Origin of the sequence: Cecembia lonarensis LW9 (genome assembly GCF_000298295.1) — a bacterium.
Taxonomy (GTDB): domain Bacteria; phylum Bacteroidota; class Bacteroidia; order Cytophagales; family Cyclobacteriaceae; genus Cecembia; species Cecembia lonarensis.
Genome location: NZ_AMGM01000070.1, coordinates 1 through 19,972, shown reverse-complemented (window position 1 = coordinate 19,972; position 19,972 = coordinate 1). Strand labels below are relative to the sequence as shown.

The following is a 19,972-nucleotide window of genomic DNA, read 5'->3' as shown; positions in this document are numbered from 1 at the left end:
GCAGAATCGGTTTATGAAGCTATTTATTGGTTAAGCAAGATGAATGGATAAAAACTCCACCTTATTGTTCGGAAATCTATCCTGCCATATCCTGCTTTAAATAGCAATATATCTTTTTGGAATTTAAGTATTTACTGTTAAATCCAAAAAGAGAATGATGGTAAAGGGTTAAAAAGAAGGGTTGTGGGTACTCAAACTTCTTAGCAATGACATTCCCCACCGTCATCCTGAATCCGAGGAACAGCCTGTCTCGCTAAGCGGGAAGGATAAAGGATCCTCCATATTTTGGGAGACCCTTCCTTCGTCAGGGTGACGGTTACTGTAGTCTGTCAATGGTAACGTAGTGAAGCATCTCCTCTATTTTGGGAGACTCTTCTCCGCCTGTGGCGGATCAGAGTGACGATTCCGGTAATCTGTCAATAGTAGATTTTAAAATATGGCATTTACAGGGAAGGGAATCATGTCTTGTTTTACGCATCACACAGGTAGGTACAGGACAGTTGTTTGTATAAAAATTTAGAAAATTATATATTAACTAACCATATCCCCTTTTATAACAAACGGCCCAATATAACCTATGATAGCAGAAAATTTCTGGCTTTGGCAATTTCTTGGAAGGCTTCATCCATTGGTAGTCCATTTCCCTATTGCCCTATTGATTTTTGCTGCTTTTCTGGAAATCTTCACCATTGGAAAATACCAATCTAAATTGAGGCCTGGCATCAATGCCATCCTTCTTGGTGGCATCTTTTCAGCATTGATTGCCGCATTTTTTGGATGGCAATTGGCCGAGAATGAAAATATTTCAGGTGATTTATTGGATCAACACCAGCTTTTTGGATTCATTACCGCCGGAATAAGCCTGGTTTTGTTATGGTTTTGGAGGCAAATCGAATTAAAACAAAAGCGGCAAAACATTAAGCTTTACCGGGGAGTGTTGTTCCTTACCACTTTTGGCGTCATCCTTACAGGTCATATGGGTGCTTCTTTGACCCATGGAGAAGATTACCTGAGCAGCACCTTGCCTTGGAATCATGGTATGTCTCCTTACCAACCCGGTAATTTTGATTTAGCACTTTACCAATCAGAAACAGGTACACTTTCCTCCAATGCAGAATTGAAATTAATTGGTGAAGTAAGGGCCATTCTCGCCCATAATTGCTATAAGTGCCATAGTGGGGCTAAGATCGAGGGAGATTTAAGGTTAGATTCCAAAGAACATGTATTTAAAGGTGGGGAATCAGGAGCAGTCATAATGGCCGGAGCCCCAAATCAAAGCGAGCTGATCAGGAGAATAAACCTCCCCAAAAACCACAAAGAGGTAATGCCTTCCAAAGCCAATCCCTTAAGCAAAGAGGAAATTGCCCTGCTGACATTATGGGTAGAAAAAGGAGCCCCCTGGCCGGATAATGCCGCAACACCAAGTATCTACAGGGTTGCTGACCTGGCTCCTAGAAGACCTACGCTGCCAAAGGCTGTTAAGGGGTTGACAAACCCTGTGGATCTATTTGTTCATGATTATTTGCAGGAAAAAGGGTTGGCTTGGCCTGAAGGCATTGATGACAAGACTTTCTTGAGAAGAATATACCTAGATCTCATTGGACTGCTTCCAAGTCCGGAAGTTTTACATGCTTTCTCTCAAGACAGCAGACCTGATAAAAGAGCCATTTTGATAGCCCAGTTACTCAGCAGAAATGAGGATTATGCCATGCATTGGCTGACCTTTTGGAATGATCACCTTAGAAATGACTACACTGGAACCGGTTACATCACCAATGGAAGGTACAACATCACGGATTGGTTGTACCAATCACTTTTGAGCAACAAACCCTATGATACTTTTGTCAAAGAACTGCTCCATCCAGATGAAAAATCCAAGGGATTTATAGAAGGCATACGGTGGAGGGGAACTGTCAATGCCAGTCAAAGAACAGAAATGCAGGCGGCCCAAAATGTCGGACAGGTGATTTTGGGGCTGAACCTCAAATGTGCTTCTTGCCATGATAGCTTTATTTCGGATTGGAAATTGGATCAAGCCTATGCCTTTGCCAATATTTTTGCAGACACCACCTTAGAAGTCAGCCGCTGTGAACAACCTACAGGTGAAATGGCTTCTACAAAAATTCTTTGGGAAGAACTGGGGGAAATAGACAGTTTGGCTTCTAGAACTGAAAAACTACGCCAACTTTCCGAGCATCTGGTCCAGCCGGCCAATGGGAGGATGTACAGGACCATTGTCAACCGGGTCTGGAAGCAACTCATGGGAAGGGGATTGGTAGAACCTGTGGATGAAATGGACAATGCCCCTTGGAGCCAGGATCTATTGGATTGGTTGGCTTCTGAATTTGTGGACAAAGGATATGATTTGAAGGACTTGATCTACCAGATTACCACTTCGAAAATATACCAGTCTGCTTCCTCGGGCGTAAAAAGTCCAGATTTGCTGATGGCTGAAGATTATACTTTCACAGGCATGACCAGAAGAAGAATGACCGCAGAACAGTTTGCTGATGCTGTAAGTCAAGTGATCTATCCACTTTTTGATGCGCAAGAGCTTAAGTACAATCCCTTCCAATTGGCGAAAAATGAACAGTCCACTCCTTCCTATGTAAGGGCCTCATTGGTGGCCAATAATAGTTTTCTTACAGCCATGGGCAGACCCAACAGGGAAATTGTAACCACTTCAAGGGATTCCCAGGCCAGTCTTTTACAGGCCCTGGAGCTGACCAATGGAGAAAGACTTTATGAAGCACTTGAAAACGGTGCTATCCTTTGGAAAGAAAAATATGGAAATGGAGCAGAGATTTCTGAAGCATTCTACGAGAAAATTCTACTTAGAAAACCCAGTCAAAAAGAATTGAAAATCGCAAAAGATGCCTTGGGGGATCAGCCTGGAGCAGAACAAATTCAGGATTTTTTTTGGGCGGTATTGTTACTTCCTGAATTTCAGATAATTTACTAGATGAAAATTAAAAACCACTTAGCATCATGAATAAGCATTTGAAGAGGAGAGATTTTTTAAAGAAAACAAGCGCCGCGGCCATGGCTACCATGGCCATGGGGTCTCCTCTTTCTGGTTTGCTTTCATCCTGTCAATCCAATATCTCCATTCCTTCCACTGCTGATAGTGTCATTCTGCTATTTATGGCTGGTGGAATGGCGCATACTGAAACATTCGACCCTAAAAAACATACTGCCTTCCGTAAAGGGATGCATTCCAGTGAGGTGCTCAGTACCTTCCCATCTGTTCCGACGGTTTTGGACGGGATCCATTTTTCTGAGGGATTGGAATCCATTGGAAAAATCATGGACCGTGGCACTTTGATCCGGTCTTATGTGGCAGCAGATTTAGGTCATATTTTGCATACCAGACACCAATACCATTGGCATACCTGCTATGAACCTCCCCAATCTGTGGTGGTGCCCCATATAGGGTCCTGGATAGCCAAAGAGCTTGGGCCCTTAAACCCTGTTATCCCTCCTTTTATCAATATCGGCCAAAGATTTACAGTTGGGGAAGGAGAAGAACTCAAGGCTTTTCATAGTGCAGGTTTTTTGGGAGCTGAATTTGGACCTTTTTTGATTCCTGACCCTACATCAGGTCTCGAAAGTGTCCGGCCTCCTGTAGGTATGTCGCTTCAAAGGTTTGAGGCAAGAAACCAACTGTATGAAAATCTGATCCAGGATAGTCCCATGGGTGAATTTGGAAGTGATTACCAAAAAGAATCCCTCAAAAGGTCTATGGAACAAGCCTATATTCTTCTGAACTCCCCAGAGGCCAAAGCTTTTGACCTGAGTCAAGAGCCAAAAGAAAGCTATGATGTGTATAATACCGGCAGATTTGGTTTAGGCTGCTTATTGGCCAAAAGACTGGTCAACCAAGGTGCGAGATTCATTAGCGTAACAACAGAATATGAGCCCTTTTTTGGTTGGGACACCCATGACAACGGCCACACCCGATTGAAAGACATGAAGAAATTAATTGACGCACCTATAGCGCAGTTGATAAAGGATCTGGATGAAAGTGGGAGATTGGAAAGGACATTGGTTATTGTGGCCAGTGAATTCAGTAGAGATATGCTCACAGAAGGTAGGCCTGATTTGAAGGTTCTGGACCAAGTGGATGTGCCCGAGATCATCGAAGACATGAAGAATTACGGCATGCACAGGCATTTTACCGATGGATGTTCTATTCTGATGTTTGGGGGCGGAATAAAAAGAGGACATGTCTATGGCAAAACTGCGGATGAAAGGCCCTGCAAAACAATAGAAAAGCCCATCAAAATAGAGCGCATCCACCAGACCATTTACCATGCTTTGGGCATCGCTCCTGATACCCATTATTTGATTGAAAAAAGACCATTTTACACCACACCAGATGGACATGGGCAAGTGGAGTTTGATCTTCTTAAAACTTAAATTATCAAATCGTAAATAACAATTCCCGGATAACCAACAACCTATGCAAACCAAAAATTCAATTTTGAAATCAATCACCTTCCTTTTGACCTTAGTCTTACTTTTTTCCTGCGGAAAAAAAGAAGAAGACAGGACACCACTCCATCCTAAATTAGCCAAGCTCAAACTCCCTGCAGGCTTTGTGGCAGAGCATATCTATAGTCCTGGAGAGAATGACCAAGGGTCCTGGGTAGGAGTAACTTTCGATGATAAGGGAAGGATGATCGCTACTGACCAATATGGTGCGATTTATAGACTGGAAGTCCCTGCCATAGGCGCTGAAGACCTGACTCCCAAAGTAGAGAAATTGGTAGTGGGCACGGATGAATCCAAGTTGGGAATGGGCTTTGCGCAAGGAGTTTTATATGCGTTCAATAGCCTTTACGTGATGGTCAACCATAATGCCAACGATGCTTTTGATAAAGGCACAGGGCTCTATCGCTTACAGGACACCAATGGAGATGATCAGTATGATAAAATCACCCTGCTCAAAGCCCTTGATGGGGAGCCGGGAGAACATGGTCCGCACAGTATGGTTGTGTCGCCTGATGGACAATCCATCTATCTGGTAGCTGGAAATCATGTGGATGTGCCGGAGATGAATGCTTACCGACTTCCAAGGGTTTGGGATGAAGACAATATTTTCCCATTGATCAAAGACCCCAGAGGACATGCCAACAACCGCATGGCTCCAGGGGGCTGGATTGCCAAAATTGATCCTGAAGGAAAAAACTGGGAATTGATCAGTGCAGGCTTTAGAAATGCTTATGACATCGCCTTCAATGAAGCGGGGGAATTGTTTACCTATGATTCGGACATGGAATGGGATTTTGGAATGCCATGGTACAGGCCTACCCGTATTTGTCATGTTTCAAGTGGAAGTGAATTTGGCTGGAGAACAGGTAACCAAAAATGGTCTCCCGAATACCCTGATAATTTACCTGCTATTTTGAATATTGGGCAGGGTTCCCCTACCAATGTAATGTTTGGAACGGGATCTAATTTCCCTGAAAAATACCGTAAAGCCCTTTTTGCTTTTGATTGGAGTTTCGGCATCATCTATTCTGTTTTTCTAGAACCTTCCGGGGCCACCTACTCCGCGACGGCCGAAGAATTCATTTCGGGTTCTCCGCTTCCCCTCACAGATGGAGCCATTGGACCGGATGGGGCCATGTATTTTATGACAGGTGGTAGGAGATTGGAATCAGATGTTTACCGGGTGTATTATGCCGGAAATTTGGAAGATGTAGGTCCAAGCAAAACGGATTCTGATTTACCGGAAGCACATCAAACAAGGAGGATGCTGGAAGCCTTCCACAGTGGCGGGCCGAAAGCAAATGCGGTAGAGACAGCCTGGCCTTACTTGAAAGATGAGGACAGATTTATCCAATATGCCGCACGAATTGCCTTAGAGCACCAACCCGTCAAAGAATGGCAGGAAAAGGCATTGAATGAAAAAGAACCCAGCACTTTGATACAATCCATGATTGCCCTTATCCGTCATGGGGACAAAAACCTTCAAAGCAGAATTTTAGAGGCCCTTTTAGCGGTAGATTTCAAGCAACTTTCAACCACCGATCGATTGAATCATGTGCGTGCAGTGGAATTGAGTCTTTTTAGACAAGGTAAGCCTTCGAATGCACTCAAGGGGCAATTGGCCGAACAACTAAATCCCAATTTTCCATCAGGAAACAATAACTTGGACAGGTCGCTCAGTAAAGTTTTGGTGCATATAGAAGCTCCTGATGCTGTGGAAAAAATCGTGGCCCAGCTTCGGGTAGCCAAAGATGACTTGGACTATCAAAAGACATTTACTTCTTCTTCCGATCTGATCCTGAGAAATCCGCAATATGGACTTGACATTGCTGACATGTTGGCCAATGTACCTCCTGCCCAGCAGTCTTACTATGCCACGGTATTGGGTGGTGCCAAAGTAGGTTGGACACCAGCCTTGAGAGAGGCTTATTTCACTTGGGTCCATGATGCTTTTCAATACAAAGGAGGCAGGAGTTATGTGGGCTTTATTGACAGGGCCAGGAAAATGGCTTTGAGTAAAGTCAACCCTTCTGAATTTGATCATTACAATGAAATGTCTGGCGCTGCTCTACTGACAGGTAGCGGCAATGACCTGGTTGTTTCTGCCATACAGCCTCAGGGTCCAGGCAGAAACTGGAAAGTAGATGATGCTTTGGCGCTCATGGATGACCTGAAAGGACGAGATCTGGTCAAGGGTAAAGCCATGTATGCTGCCACCCTTTGTCAATCCTGTCATACCATGCAAGGTGAGGGTGGTGTTGTCGGACCTGACCTGACCCAATTGGGTACACGCTTTTCTCCAAAAGATATTCTGGAATCCACCATCAATCCCAATGCGGTCATCAGTGACCAATATGCTTCGACCATTTTCTACCTGAGCGATGGAAGTTCTGTTTTGGGTAAACTGACCAATGAGGATAAGGACAAATACTACATTTCACAAAACCCTTTTGATCCTCAGAATGTAAGGGAAATCCCAAAAAAAGACGTGACCAGTAAAAAACTTTCGGAGGTTTCGATCATGATGCCAGGGTTGATCAACCGACTGAATGAAGAGGAATTAAAAGATTTGATGGCTTACTTGATCTCCGGTGGTAATCCAAACCATGCAGTCTATCAGTAGTCATTATAAGATTTTAAAATTTGACATATACAGAAAGGAAATGACATTCCCCACCGTCATCCTGAATCCGAGGAACAGCCTGTTCCGCTAAGCGGGAAGGATGAAAGCCTGCCCCGTAGTATTACGGGGGATCCCCCATATTTTGGGAGACCCCCCGAAAGCATCGGGGCAGGCTTTCCCTTCGTCAGAGTGACGTTTGATTATGTCATTGGTACTTGAATTATAAAAAAACAGACTATGAAAGATTTTCGCAATTTAAAATACCTGTTCATTCTTGCAATTATCAGCTTTACCGCTTGTGCCCAAGAAGAAACTTCTGAGGCAAATCAGGAGGAAGAAGATGATGGCTTTGTATCCATTTTTAATGGTAAAAGTATGGATGGCTGGGAAGGGGATACGGACATTTGGAGGGTGGAGGATGGGTTGCTTATCGGTGAATTAACTGCTGACACAGATTTGAAGTCCAATACTTTTTTAGTTTGGACAGGAGGTGAACCTAGTGATTTCGAATTAAAAGTTGATTTTAAAATTACTGAAGATGGTAATTCCGGAATCAATTACAGAAGTGAAAGGTTGGTTGATATTCCTTTTGCGCTGAGGGGCTATCAGGCTGATATAGATGGTAAAAACACCTACACAGGTCAGAATTATGAGGAGCGGAAAAGGGCCACTTTGGCTTACCGGGGACAGCAAACCAAAATCAACCCTCAGGATCCTCCGGGTGAAATCAGGGACTTTGTGGAAAGAAATGCTTGGCGCGGTTTGGAGCTGACCAAAGAACTTGGAGATAGAGATTCTTTGAGAACTCTAATTCAGGAAGAAGATTGGAACCATATGCATTTGGTGATTAAGGGCAATCATCTGCAGCATTTTGTAAATGGCATTTTGATGAGTGAAGTGATGGATGAAGACCCAGTCAACCGAAGTTTTGGTGGATATCTAGGGTTTCAGGTTCACGTGGGCCCTCCAATGCAAGTTGCCTTTAAGAATATTTACCTAAAGGAAAATTAAAATGAGTGACACCTTAAATCCATTGATTCATCATTCCAAGAACAAAATCTCCCACTCGTCCCAATTGGGAGGAATTGAGACTTCTATTTTGGATAATGGGCCTGGTAAAGGGACAAGGATAGCTTGGGTAAATACGGGAGGGGGATTAAGGTACAAAATCGTCTTGGACCGTGGAATGGACATCGTGGATGCATTTTTCAATGCCAACAGCTTGGCATGGATCAGCCATGCCGGAATAGTCCACCCTCAACCTTTTTCCAATCAGGGTATTGATTGGTTGCGAACTTTTGCCGGTGGATTATTGACTACTTGTGGCCTCTCCCATATTGGTGGCCCAGAGTCTGATCAAAATGGAACAAGAGGCCTTCATGGAAATTACAGCAACCTTGCGGCGGAGCTTATTTCTATCAAGCAACCAGATGTTAGGAATGGAGACCTAAGTTTGGGTATGACAGGACTTGTCAAGGAGACCACTACTTTTGGCCCTCAACTGGAATTGAAAAGAACCATTTCCGGAACGCTTGGAGAAAACTACCTTAAGGTTCATGATGAAGTCATCAATGTAGGCAATACTCCTGCCCCACATATGCTATTGTATCACATCAATTGTGGTTACCCTTTGATTGATAAAGGCACAGATATGATTTGGAAAGGCCAATGGGAGTCCATGGATAAAGATCCTAACAATAGGATTTTCAATGCTTCCAATAACTTTAAAAAATGTCCTGATCCCATGGATGCACATGCCGGGTTTGGGGAAGATGTAGCTTTTATCAAGCCTCATGCGGAGGCAAATGGCACAGCCATTTGTGGTTTTATCAATGAAAAGTTGGGTCTGGGATTGTCCATAAAGTTCAATACCCTTCAATTACCATGGCTGATCAATTGGCAGCATTGGGGCAAAGGGGAGTATGTTACCGCTCTGGAACCTGCGACCAATCCTCCAATTGGGCAGGCAAAAGCCAGAACTGAGGGTACTTTGATTGAGTTGGCCCCTGGGGAAAAAAGAAACTACGATCTTGAATTAAAGGTCATGACAGAAATGAATGAACTTGATAACTTCTTAAAAAAAAGTAATTATTAATATTTAACTAAAACGACAAAAAACATGAGTTTGGCAAAAAATGCATTAGAACAAGGAGAAGGCATCCTCAGATTGACTCCAACCTGGGTACCACGATCTTTTTGTGTTCCTGGCAGAAGGATAAAACTGCATCCCGATGATTATTATGTCTTAGGCGGAGTGAGAGGGGGTATCGATGAAAGATGGCTTTCATCCACCACTCCCGCACAAAACGGTCCATTGACCGGGAAAAATGAAGGCTTGAGCCATATTGTTTATAAGGATGGTGCTGAAGAAATACTCTTTTTATTGAAAGACGCGATTGATGAACTGAAAGGGGAAATCATCGGGGAAAGGATTTGGGAAGAACACAAAAGCTGGCCCATGTACTCTAAATTTTTTGACAATATGGGCCCCCTGCCACACCACATTCACCACAACGATGAATATGCGGCTATGACAGGTCAAAAGGGGAAACCAGAAGCCTACTACTTTCCTCCACAACTCAATAACCATGGGGGAGACTTTCCTTATACTTTTTTTGGTATTGCTCCTGGCACCACTAAAGCACAGATCAAAGAATGCCTGATGAATTTCAATAAAGGGGACAATAAGATTACCAATTATTCACAAGCCTTTAAACTGGAGCCAGGTACCGGATGGGATGTACCTCCAGGTATGCTGCATGCTCCAGGTAGCCTTTGTACTTACGAACCACAGAAGGCTTCAGATATTTTCGCCATGTACCAGTCCTTGGTCAATGAGGCGATTATTCCTGAAGAATTGCTATGGAATGGTACCCCCAAGGACAGAATCGGGGATTATGACCTGTTGGTAGAAGTTATCGATTGGGAACTGAATACCAACCCAAACATTCTTGACAACCATTTCATGCTTCCCAAGCCCGTTTATGATCAGGATTGGATGGAGTCCCAAGGTTTTGAAGAAAAATGGATCTGTTACCGCTCCCATGATTACAGCGCCAAAGAACTGACGGTTTTGCCTGGTCAGACCGTCACCATTACAGACAATGCTGCCTATGGGATGATTATGATGCAGGGACATGGGAAAATGGGGGTATGGGATGTAGAAACGCCGGCTTTGATCCGTTATGGGCAACTCACCCATGATGAATACTTTGTTTCTGAAAAGGCTGCCAAAGGGGGAGTTACGATCAGCAATCCTTCCAAAACAGATCCTATCGTGATGCTGAAGCACTTTGGTCCGAATAATCCGGATTTGAAAGTAGGGAAGTAGAGTTTAGAGGCGAGCTTGCCTACCTTTAGACAGGAAACTAGAAGTTAGGGGTTTGTACCAAGTACAATGTACTAAGAAGAACAGAAAAATATATACTTTCCTATATTGAAGGTAATGTAAAGGTCTTAGGAGTAAAACGATTATAGATAGGTTCATAAATGTTCTTAATTGAAATTTTAGGGACGTCCAATAAAATTCGCTCAAAAAAGTCAAATCAAATTACAAAGAGAAGAAGACAATAAACCCTCAAAGATTTGGAAAATGAACTAAAAAAGAGCAAAGTAAAAAGCCTTTTTCAGGAGGAACGAAAAACTTTGTACTTCGTACTTGGTACTTTGTACAAAATTTCAAACTCGAAGAACCAATCTAATTCTCAAGCTTTGATCAATGGCGATTCGATATTAAAACCAATAACTCATTTAACTTATAATCAATAACCAAAATAACCATGTCACAAAACAATTATCCCAAAATCCATAATGCGACCTGGCCAGGAATAGTGGGCAAAGGTCCTGATTCAGAACCTGTCATCCCTTTCGATACTTTATTGGAAATGACGGCTGCTGCGCAAGTAGACGGAGTAAAATTTGACGGCGTCGATATCGGCTTACTGGATCCCCATCTCAACATTGACATGTCGGATGATGACATCAAAAAGTTGGCGGATAAAGTTTCCAAACACAAGCTCAATATCGGCTCACTGGTAGCTCCTATTTGGTCAGGTTCGGCTATGGGAAGTGCAGAACAGCGTAAGACTTTTGTGGAAATGGTCCAGAAATCCTGTGCCATTGCCAAGCGGTTGAATGAACTAGGGGTAAGGCACTATGGGGTGGTGCGGATTGATTCTGCGGCTGGAGTTACTGATTGGGCTAAGGACCCCGAAGGCAACAGCAAATTGATCGCCCAAACTTTCCGTGAAGCCTGTGATGTTGCTGCCGATTATGGAGAGCGATTAGCAGCAGAAGGAGAAATCTGTTGGGGCGGCATGCACAGCTGGAAACATATGGTGCAGCTATTGGAAATGGTGGACAGGAAAAACATTGGCTTCCAGGCAGACATGTCCCACACCTTTTTGTATACGCTAGGATATAATGCGCCTGAACATAGGATTCTTCCAGCTGATTTTGAAAGTAACGACAGAGAAGCCATCAAATCTGCTTTAAAAACAGTTACTGATGCGCTCCGTCCATGGACCATAGATTTTCATGTCGCCCAGAACGACGGTTCTGTTTTCGGTTCTGGCTCCCATGATAAAACAGGACGCCATTGTCAGGCCACAGACCCCAATGGCTTGCTCGACATCACTCATGATGCCGGTTATTGGTTGAGGGACGAAAATGGCAATTTGACTAAAGCCATGCAACACATTTGTTGGGATGGCTGTATGTTCCCCAATGCTATCATGGAAAAACAACAAACCTGGAATGACATCCTTGCAGCCTTGATAAAGGTCAGAGACGCACATGGATGGAATAGTTAAGATTATAGAAACAAGAAGCAAGAAACAAGAAACAAGATGAGAGACTAAAGGAAAACACTTTTTTGGTCTCAAATCTTATGTCTCACATCTAAAATCTAAAAAAAATGAGCAATAAAAAACCAATACGAATAGGATTGATAGGCACGGGTCTAATGGGCAGGATCCATACCAATGCCTATAAAAGAATACCAGACTTCTTTTCCGAATTTGAATACATGCCTGTACTACAGGCGGCCTGTGCCCGAAGAGAGGACAAAGTCAAAGCTTTTGCTGAACAATGGGGCTATGCTTCTTATGAAACAGATTGGAAGGAGCTCATCGCCAGAGAAGATATTGATGCAGTGGATATCTGTACACCAAATGATACCCATGCGGAAATTGCCATTGCAGCGGCCAAAGCGGGAAAGATGATCCTTTGTGAAAAACCCCTTTCCAGAACTTTGGAAGAAGGGGAGGCCATGGTCAAAGCGGTGGAAGAAGCCGGGGTAAAAAATACCGTTTGGTACAACTACCGCAGGGTACCTGCAGTGACCTTAGCCAAACAATTGGTGGATTCAGGAAAACTGGGTAAGATTTTCCATTACAGGGCCAATTTCCTGCAGGATTGGACCATCAATCCCGAGCTTCCGCAAGGTGGGGATGCCCTTTGGAGATTGGATGTAGATGCAGCAGGATCGGGGGTAACGGGGGATTTGTTGGCCCATTGTATTGATACCGCCATGTGGTTGAACGGAGGTATCAAGGATGTTTCTGCCATGACAGAAACTTTTATTAAAGAAAGAGTCCATCAAGGAAGTGGTATGGTCCAAAAAGTAGGTATTGATGACGCCTGCGTATTCCATTGTCATTTTGACAATGGTTCTTTGGGTCTTTTTGAAGCCACAAGGTATGCACGGGGGCATAAGGCTTTATATACCTTTGAGATCAATGGAGAACATGCCTCTATCCGTTGGGACCTTCATGACATGAACTGGCTGGAAATATTCGATCATAAAGACGAATCACAAGTAAGAGGTTGGAGAAGAGTCCATATTACTGAAGGAGAACAACCTTATATGAACAGGTGGTGGATTCCCGGAACTTCCATTGGTTATGAGCATTCCTTTATTCATCAGGCTGCGGACTTTTTCTTGAGCCTTCAGACAGGTGAACCTTGTGCCCCAACTTTCCAGGATGCTTTTGAGACACAAAAAGTCTGTCAGGCAGTGCTGGATTCTGCAGCGTCAAAAAGTTGGAAAGATACCGGAGTCAAATGGGAGGGGTAATTGAAGCCATATAAAAAACGAATTAAAAATTAAGGCATTGAAATAATGTAGAAATAATCTGAAATATGCCTTCGGCGAAAAATTAGCAGCGACCTGCCATACTTCGGAAATCCAATCTTCAACAATTTGATTGGAAACTTTCAAAGCATGGCAGGTTTCTCATTATCACAAGGGAAGATTATTTAGGGCGTGCTGAAAAAGGCCAATTGGAGAAAAATTTCTTTGCTTTTAGCCCAGGCTTGATAGCTTTATCGAGTTTAAGGTACGAAGTTATATCTTCTCCTTTTTCAAATTTCTCATCAAATTCAGCTGCTGTAATAGATCGCTTTTTCATTTGGTTAGATAATTTAGGATAGTCCATTCTAATATCTAAATATCGACCAGTATCTTTAATATCAAAAACACATTTCAAAAAAGGATTCTAAAATTTTAAGAATTTACTATTAGCGATAAAATCACAAAGACTTCCTTTCAATTACCTTAAAATCATTTTTTATCATTTTGCCTTCTTTACTTAAAATCATCTCAGCAGTCAGTTTGCCCATTTTTGCAAAATCCGTACTGATCACGGTAATCCCTTTTTCCAATACTTCCTTGAGAGGGGTTTCATTGTAGGACAAGACCCCGATGTTTTTCCCGATTTTCAATCCCTTGCTACGCCGGGCAATTTTGATGAGGTTAACCAGGTCATTTTCTTCGATAATGATATAAGCTTCTTTATCCTGAATAGAAAGGGACGCATCTACTTCTGAAATGATTTTATATTCCAAACCTGCCTCCACAGCATACTTTTTAAATCCCAAGAGAATATTTTCAGGGTAGGGATAATTGGAATGAAAAGGAAATACCAAAATCAATTTTTCATACTTCAACAATTTGGAATGGAGTTGTTTCAACGCATTGTAAATATCCTGCTTGAAATCCTGAAAAACACTGCCAAAACAACCCCTAATTTCATCAAAATTATTGTCCAATAGAATCAACTTTTCTTTAGGTAGGGCATTAATCAGATCGATGGCTTTGGACTCACAATCTTTTTTAAAATGGGGCATGATAACAAAATAATCAAACTCCTCCTTCTGTTGTTCCAGGATTTTTTTAAATAAATCACACTCATAATGATATACATGAAAATATATATCAGCGCGATCTTCCATGGCTATCAGAAACGAATTGAATATCTCCTTTTTATAGGCACTCAATTTATTAAAAAGCAATAGGATTTTGTATTTTGATAGATCAGAATGATGGCAGATGTAGTAACCTTTTCCCCGTACAGATTCTATAATGCCTTGTTTTTTTAAAATATCATAGGCTTTTTCTACTGTATCCCTAGAAAGTAAATTATCAGCGCTTAAATTATTTATTGAAGGTATTTTATCTCCATATTTTAACTGACCTGATAGTATATGATATTTAATTGCTTTTACAATTTGAATATATTTTGGAACACTTGAAAATTGATCAATTTTTAAATTATCAAGCATAATCTTTCAAGTAAAGTTTCAGTAATAGTTTTCATAACAAGGATCGTGATTTATTTTTAAAGTTAAAATTATTTCAAGATTCATACCTATTTTCTAGAAAACTGCTTTTCAATTTGCTCCAAAGATTTCCCTTTAGTTTCAGGTAAAACCAATTTTAATACAATAAAACCAACAACACAAATCAAACCATAAAGCCAAAAATTATTAGCCCATCCTAAGCTTTCCTTAATAACGGGAAAACTAAAAGTCAAGGTAAAATTACCAATCCAGTGAGCTAAAGCGGCTATAGACATTGCTGCTCCTCTTATTTTGGTAGGGAAAATTTCAGATAAAACAACCCAAAGTAATGGAGCAAGAGTAAATGAGTAAAACATTACGTTAGCTAAGACAAGTAAAACTATTACAAATCCACCTTGCTCAAAGTAAAAAGTTAAACCAATGAATATGTATAAAATCGCCATCGAAGATGTTCCTAAAAGTAATAACCTCTTTCTTCCAAATTTATCCACAGTCAAAATGGTTATAAACACTGAAAGCACCATTACTGAGCCAATTACCACAATATTCAACATCATTTGTTTCAAAGTATATCCAGCAGCTTGAAAAATATCAGCTGCATAATAAATAATTACATTTACACCACTCCATTGTTGGAGAAATGCAAGAAAAATCCCTATAAATAAAAAGTGAAGAACATTTTTATTTAAAAGTTCTTTGAAATTAACCTTTGCCAAGTTTTCCTTAGAAATAGTTTCTTTAATTTCATTAATAGATATTTCAGCATAGAAATCACCACCAATTTTTTTTAAAACTTGTTTTGCCTTATCGACTTCATTGTTTTTGACCAGCCATCTAGCACTTTCGGGAACAAAAAACATTAATATGAAAAATAAAAAAGCTGGGACAAATTCTGCTGCAAACATATATCTCCATGCAAATTTCCCACTCCAACTTGCAGCCAAAACCTCAAAAGTAGCATTATCAGGAAGACTTTTGTCTATGAGAGATATTTGCCAATTAACAATTTGCGCGAGTAGTACCCCAATCATAACCATCAATTGATTTATGGTTACAAACATCCCTCTTTTTTCGGGCGGGGCTAGCTCAGCAATATATAATGGGGAAAGATTTAAAGCTATACCCATAGCTAAACCTCCTACTATCCTATAAAAATTAAACCACCAAAATGTATCAGCCATGGCTGTACCAATTGCAGATAAAGAAAAAAGAAACCCTGAAAAAGTCAGAAGTTTCTTTCTTCCTAGTCTATCGCTTAAAAATATACAGATGGTAGCTCCAATCATACATCCTATTAAGGCGGAACTAGTACCCCAACCTTGTTCGCTGGGATTTGTAATATTAAAAAATGGTTCATAAAATGGCTTTGCTCCACCAATCACTACCCAGTCATATCCAAATAGAAATCCTCCTAAAGCAGCTGTCATGCTTATTAACCAAATATAAACTTGGTTATACCTAATGCTTGTTTCCACAAATTAAATGATATATGTTTGATTACTTCACTGCCACTTTTAAGGTAAACCCATATTTATTAGGCCAGTTTCTTTCATCTTTAAAAGACTCAGGAATTGTGATTCTGGTTATTGGTCCAGAGTTTTCCCACAAAACTTTTTCTTTGGAACCCAAGATAGAAATGGCTCCTTTATTTTTAGGATTAAGATTTGGAACTTCAATTGTTGTTTTCTCTTTATCTAAAATATGGATATAGATGAATTCCCCATTTTTACTTTTAGTAAAGAAGTTACCTTCACTCTCTTGAATTTCCCAAGGTCTTGTTGAATAAATACCCTCTCCGTTTACCTTAAGCCATTGTCCTAAATCCAACAATCTGTCTTTTTGAACATTTGATAATTTTCCGGAACCATCAGGATTAATAACAAGTAGTAAATTGCCATTATTGGCTACAATTCCAACAAACATTTTAACTAACTCTTTACTAGACAGGCTATTTTCTTCATTATCAGTCCAATTGAAACCAAAAGCAGGACTTATTGAACGACAGACTTCCCATGGCTCATTGATATCAACATTTCCAATACTATACTCGGGTGTTAAATAGTCACCAATTTGTTCTGCCTTCATGTACAACTCTAATAGTTTGTCATGTTCGCCACTTTTTAAGACTTCATTAAATTTCAAAAGGTTACTATCATCTAGATAAGCTCCGGCTCTATTGTTTATAACAACCTCCTTTCTACCTTCTGCTTGGTTATAAAAATAAGCAGAAAGTTCCGGAACCCTACTTGAGTTGGCTGGTGTTCCCCAGCCGCCATCATACCAAACTAGGTCTGGATCAAATAAATCGACTCCCTCTTTAAATAAAGGCATCATATAATCTCCAAAATAATCTTTAACAGGTATTTTCCCCGATATCATTCTATCATGTCTTGCAGGAAAGTAACTTGCTAGAGGAACTGGCCGAGGTATTAATCCCATACCATCATGAAAAATGGCCATATCTTCATATGGATCCCATTGACTTACCCTTTCTTTAGTAATGACTGGATATTCCCACTCAGCTATTGAAAAATAAAAACCAAATTTCAAGTCCCTTTTCCTTGAAGCTTCCACTAATTCCTTAAGAATGTCTCGTTTAGGGCCCATTTCGACTGCATTTCTAAAAGTATACTTTGACTCCCACATAGTCCAACCTGCATGATGCCGCGCAAAGGGCACCATATATTTGGCACCTGCTTGAACAGCCAATTCTGCATACTCTTCTGAGTCAAAATTATTTCCATGTAATAGAGGTAAAAAATCATCTCTTCTAAAATCCTCTCCCCAAATGGAGTCATGATAAGCTTTATATGTAAAATCCATCAAAAATTCATACCAATCAGGATAAGATCCACCCGTATCACCCTCAGATCCTGGAGGCGCATAGCCTGGAACTGACCAAGGCCCCCAATCCAAGAATATTCCAAGTTTTGCATCTCGAAACCATTCTGGGACTTCATGCTCATCCAAAGATTGCTTTTTTGGCTTATATTTACCTAACTGATTAATTTTTTCGATTTCCTTCCTGTCATTAGCAGCTCTTTGCATTAGATCATCTGAAAACTTCTCATAAAGTTGTCTAGTATTATACTTGTAAAAAAAAGGTTTATGATCTTCTGGTCTTGCAGGCTTTTCGGGATTATATTGAACCTGACCAAATGAGTAAGCTGAAAATAAAAAGAATGTGATTATTAGGGTGAATTTTAAGGTCTTTTTCATAGTATTAATTAATTTAAATCTATCTTAAATGTCCAAACATATTTGCTTATTAGAGATGGGTTATTTTGAAAGTCCTTTGGAATCGGTATTTCAAGATTTCCATTACTTGCTTTAGTAAATTGAAGATTAATATCCGACCCCAATAATTTAATACCTTTAATTCCTTCTTCAATTGGAGTATTAATTATTAAGTTTTCACCAGGCCAATTAGTACAATGGACAAACAAAGACTTACCATCTTTCGATTTTGTAAAAAATTTATCATTCTCTTTTTGGACTTTCCAAGGTCTAGTATTATGTATACTCTCTGCATTGACCTTCATCCAATCACCTAATTCAAGCAACCTATCCTTTTGAATATCTGGCAATTTCCCTGATCCATCCGGACTAATTACAAGCAATAAATTCCCATTATTAGCCACAATATCTACAAACAATTTTATAAGCTCTTCACCAGATAATGAACTAGCTTCATCGTCTTGCCAATTGTACCCAAAAGCGGGACTTATTGAGCGACAAACTTCCCACTTACTTTGAATATCAACATCACCAATAGTAAATTCTGGTGTACCATAATCCCCTAATTGTTGACCACTTAAATAAATTTTCATCGCCTCATCTCTTTTACCTGAATCCATCAGATCTCTTACTTTAATTAAATCATCTTCTGAAAGAGATGAGCCTGCTCTGTTATTTATAACAACATCTTTTTTACCTTCTGCCTGGTTATAAAAATAAGCAGATGTTTCCATTGTTCGGCTTATACTAACAGGACTTCCCCACCCACCATCATACCAAACAAGGTCGGGATCATATTTATCTACAGCTTCCTTAAAGGAAGGAATCATATAGTCTGCGAAATAATCTTTAACTGGTATTTTTCCAGATATCATTCGATCGTGTAAAGCTGGGAAATAAGAAGCTAGTGGCGTTGCCCTTGGAATTTGACCTAAAGCGTCCTGGAATATGGCCAAATTTTTTACTGGATCCCATTGGCTCAAATTTTGATCCACTATTACTGGGTATTCCCATTCAGAAACTGAAAAATAAAAGCCCATTTTCATGTCATACTTTTTGCCAGCTTCAATAAGTTCTTTATAAATATCTCTTCCAGGCCCCATTTCGACAGCATTCCTTTTGGTGAACTCCGATTCCCACATCGTCCATCCAGCATGATGTTTGGTAAAAGGGACAAAATATTTTGCTCCTGAATTTACAGCCAATAGCATGTATTCTTCTGAATTAAAATTTTCTCCCGTCAATAAGGGTAGAAAGTCATCACGTCTAAAATCTGCGCCCCATACTTCGTCATGATATTCTTTGTATAAATTATCCATTAAAAATTCATACCAATCCGGGTAGGATCCTCCAGTACTTGCTTCAGCGCCTTTTAATGGAGCATATCCTGGAACCGACCAAGGTCCCCAATCAAGAAAAATCCCAAGTTTCGCATCCTCAAACCATTCAGGAACTTCATGAAGTTTCAATGATTCAACATTAGGTTTGTACCTTCCTTGTCGATTTACTGATTCTAGAATTTCAACTTCACTTCTAGCCTTATCCATGATTGATTCAGAAAACTCTCTATATAAATCAACTGTCGAATATTCATATTTAAACGCCATAAAATCAGAAGACCTTTTGGGTTGAAGAATATTATCTGTCAAGTGCTTTGAACTAGGTGTCCTATCTTTTTCCTTATTTTCTTGAGAGCAAGAGAACATAAATAAAAAGAAAAACAATAATTGAATTTGAACTAGGTTTTTCATAGCGTGATTAGGTTTATTTATTGGACTCTACAATATTATTTAATTCAATTATTTTTTTATCCTGTGGTATCCTGTAGAATCAAACCTTGATTTTTGGTTGAAAAATATTCACCAATTCCAATTGGTATTTACAAAGTGTGATTCGATAAATTAAATCCTAGTTCAGCTAAAATCTTACCAGAAAAAACGTATCATTAAATGGTTAACTAATATTTAATTAAACCAGAATCTTGGTTTTTGTGTGGTATTATAGTCTGTCTTATTTGAAATAATTAAATATTAAACC

The 19,972-nt window shown here is 40.3% G+C and carries 13 protein-coding genes; 8 read left to right on the top strand and 5 right to left on the bottom strand.

The window, feature by feature from the left end; translation table 11 throughout:
• Nucleotides 1–577: 577 nt before the first annotated feature.
• The 8 genes from B879_RS16315 to B879_RS16280 all read left to right on the top strand — a co-directional run bounded on the left by B879_RS16315 (nucleotide 578) and on the right by B879_RS16280 (nucleotide 13,193).
• Complete coding sequence (locus B879_RS16315; protein ID WP_009186317.1) at nucleotides 578–2,962, top strand: DUF1549 domain-containing protein; 2,385 nt, start codon at nucleotides 578–580, stop codon at nucleotides 2,960–2,962.
• A gap of 26 nt (nucleotides 2,963–2,988) precedes the next feature.
• Nucleotides 2,989–4,419 (top strand): DUF1501 domain-containing protein, encoded by a 1,431-nt coding sequence (locus B879_RS16310; RefSeq protein ID WP_009186316.1) that lies wholly within the window; start codon nucleotides 2,989–2,991, stop codon nucleotides 4,417–4,419.
• 43 nt (nucleotides 4,420–4,462) lie between these two features.
• Nucleotides 4,463–7,117, top strand: a complete 2,655-nt coding sequence (locus B879_RS16305; protein WP_009186315.1) for a c-type cytochrome — start codon at nucleotides 4,463–4,465, stop codon at nucleotides 7,115–7,117.
• Between the two features lie 237 nt (nucleotides 7,118–7,354).
• Complete coding sequence (locus B879_RS16300) at nucleotides 7,355–8,128, top strand: 3-keto-disaccharide hydrolase (RefSeq protein ID WP_009186314.1); 774 nt, start codon at nucleotides 7,355–7,357, stop codon at nucleotides 8,126–8,128.
• Nucleotide 8,129: 1 nt separating this feature from the next.
• The gene (locus tag B879_RS16295) at nucleotides 8,130–9,212 is read left to right on the top strand and encodes an aldose 1-epimerase family protein (protein ID WP_009186313.1); all 1,083 of its coding nucleotides are present in this window, start codon (nucleotides 8,130–8,132) and stop codon (nucleotides 9,210–9,212) included.
• Nucleotides 9,213–9,236: 24 nt separating this feature from the next.
• On the top strand, nucleotides 9,237–10,448 hold the full coding sequence (locus B879_RS16290; RefSeq protein ID WP_009186312.1) for a cupin domain-containing protein: 1,212 nt from the start codon (nucleotides 9,237–9,239) through the stop codon (nucleotides 10,446–10,448).
• A 448-nt stretch (nucleotides 10,449–10,896) separates the two neighbouring features.
• The gene (locus tag B879_RS16285; protein WP_009186311.1) at nucleotides 10,897–11,928 is read left to right on the top strand and encodes a sugar phosphate isomerase/epimerase family protein; all 1,032 of its coding nucleotides are present in this window, start codon (nucleotides 10,897–10,899) and stop codon (nucleotides 11,926–11,928) included.
• A 104-nt stretch (nucleotides 11,929–12,032) separates the two neighbouring features.
• A complete protein-coding gene (locus B879_RS16280; protein ID WP_009186310.1) occupies nucleotides 12,033–13,193 on the top strand; it encodes a Gfo/Idh/MocA family protein in 1,161 nt (386 codons plus the stop codon).
• A gap of 178 nt (nucleotides 13,194–13,371) precedes the next feature.
• Here the strand turns inward: B879_RS16280 and B879_RS22935 are convergent, their stop codons facing one another.
• The 5 genes from B879_RS22935 to B879_RS16255 all read right to left on the bottom strand — a co-directional run bounded on the left by B879_RS22935 (nucleotide 13,372) and on the right by B879_RS16255 (nucleotide 19,686).
• Nucleotides 13,372–13,527, bottom strand: coding sequence for a hypothetical protein (locus B879_RS22935; RefSeq protein ID WP_009186309.1), 156 nt, complete (start codon nucleotides 13,525–13,527; stop codon nucleotides 13,372–13,374).
• A 121-nt stretch (nucleotides 13,528–13,648) separates the two neighbouring features.
• A complete protein-coding gene (locus tag B879_RS16270; protein ID WP_009186308.1) occupies nucleotides 13,649–14,680 on the bottom strand; it encodes a GntR family transcriptional regulator in 1,032 nt (343 codons plus the stop codon).
• Nucleotides 14,681–14,766: 86 nt separating this feature from the next.
• Nucleotides 14,767–16,173 (bottom strand): sugar porter family MFS transporter, encoded by a 1,407-nt coding sequence (locus B879_RS16265; protein ID WP_040400937.1) that lies wholly within the window; start codon nucleotides 16,171–16,173, stop codon nucleotides 14,767–14,769.
• Between the two features lie 22 nt (nucleotides 16,174–16,195).
• A complete protein-coding gene (locus tag B879_RS16260) occupies nucleotides 16,196–17,917 on the bottom strand; it encodes an alpha-L-fucosidase (protein ID WP_009186306.1) in 1,722 nt (573 codons plus the stop codon).
• 8 nt (nucleotides 17,918–17,925) lie between these two features.
• Nucleotides 17,926–19,686 (bottom strand): alpha-L-fucosidase, encoded by a 1,761-nt coding sequence (locus tag B879_RS16255; protein WP_009186305.1) that lies wholly within the window; start codon nucleotides 19,684–19,686, stop codon nucleotides 17,926–17,928.
• Nucleotides 19,687–19,972 lie beyond the last annotated feature (286 nt).

Excerpts from the sequence above, each read along its gene's own strand:
- B879_RS16315 (WP_009186317.1), top strand. The coding sequence starts at position 578 with ATGATAGCAGAAAATTTCTGGCTTTGGCAATTTCTTGGAAGGCTTCAT.
- B879_RS16310 (WP_009186316.1), top strand. The coding sequence starts at position 2,989 with ATGAATAAGCATTTGAAGAGGAGAGATTTTTTAAAGAAAACAAGCGCC.
- B879_RS16305 (WP_009186315.1), top strand. The coding sequence starts at position 4,463 with ATGCAAACCAAAAATTCAATTTTGAAATCAATCACCTTCCTTTTGACC.
- B879_RS16300 (WP_009186314.1), top strand. The coding sequence starts at position 7,355 with ATGAAAGATTTTCGCAATTTAAAATACCTGTTCATTCTTGCAATTATC.
- B879_RS16295 (WP_009186313.1), top strand. The coding sequence starts at position 8,130 with ATGAGTGACACCTTAAATCCATTGATTCATCATTCCAAGAACAAAATC.
- B879_RS16290 (WP_009186312.1), top strand. The coding sequence starts at position 9,237 with ATGAGTTTGGCAAAAAATGCATTAGAACAAGGAGAAGGCATCCTCAGA.
- B879_RS16285 (WP_009186311.1), top strand. The coding sequence starts at position 10,897 with ATGTCACAAAACAATTATCCCAAAATCCATAATGCGACCTGGCCAGGA.
- B879_RS16280 (WP_009186310.1), top strand. The coding sequence starts at position 12,033 with ATGAGCAATAAAAAACCAATACGAATAGGATTGATAGGCACGGGTCTA.
- B879_RS22935 (WP_009186309.1), bottom strand. The coding sequence starts at position 13,527 with ATGAAAAAGCGATCTATTACAGCAGCTGAATTTGATGAGAAATTTGAA.
- B879_RS16270 (WP_009186308.1), bottom strand. The coding sequence starts at position 14,680 with ATGCTTGATAATTTAAAAATTGATCAATTTTCAAGTGTTCCAAAATAT.
- B879_RS16260 (WP_009186306.1), bottom strand. The coding sequence starts at position 17,917 with ATGAAAAAGACCTTAAAATTCACCCTAATAATCACATTCTTTTTATTT.
- B879_RS16255 (WP_009186305.1), bottom strand. The coding sequence starts at position 19,686 with ATGAAAAACCTAGTTCAAATTCAATTATTGTTTTTCTTTTTATTTATG.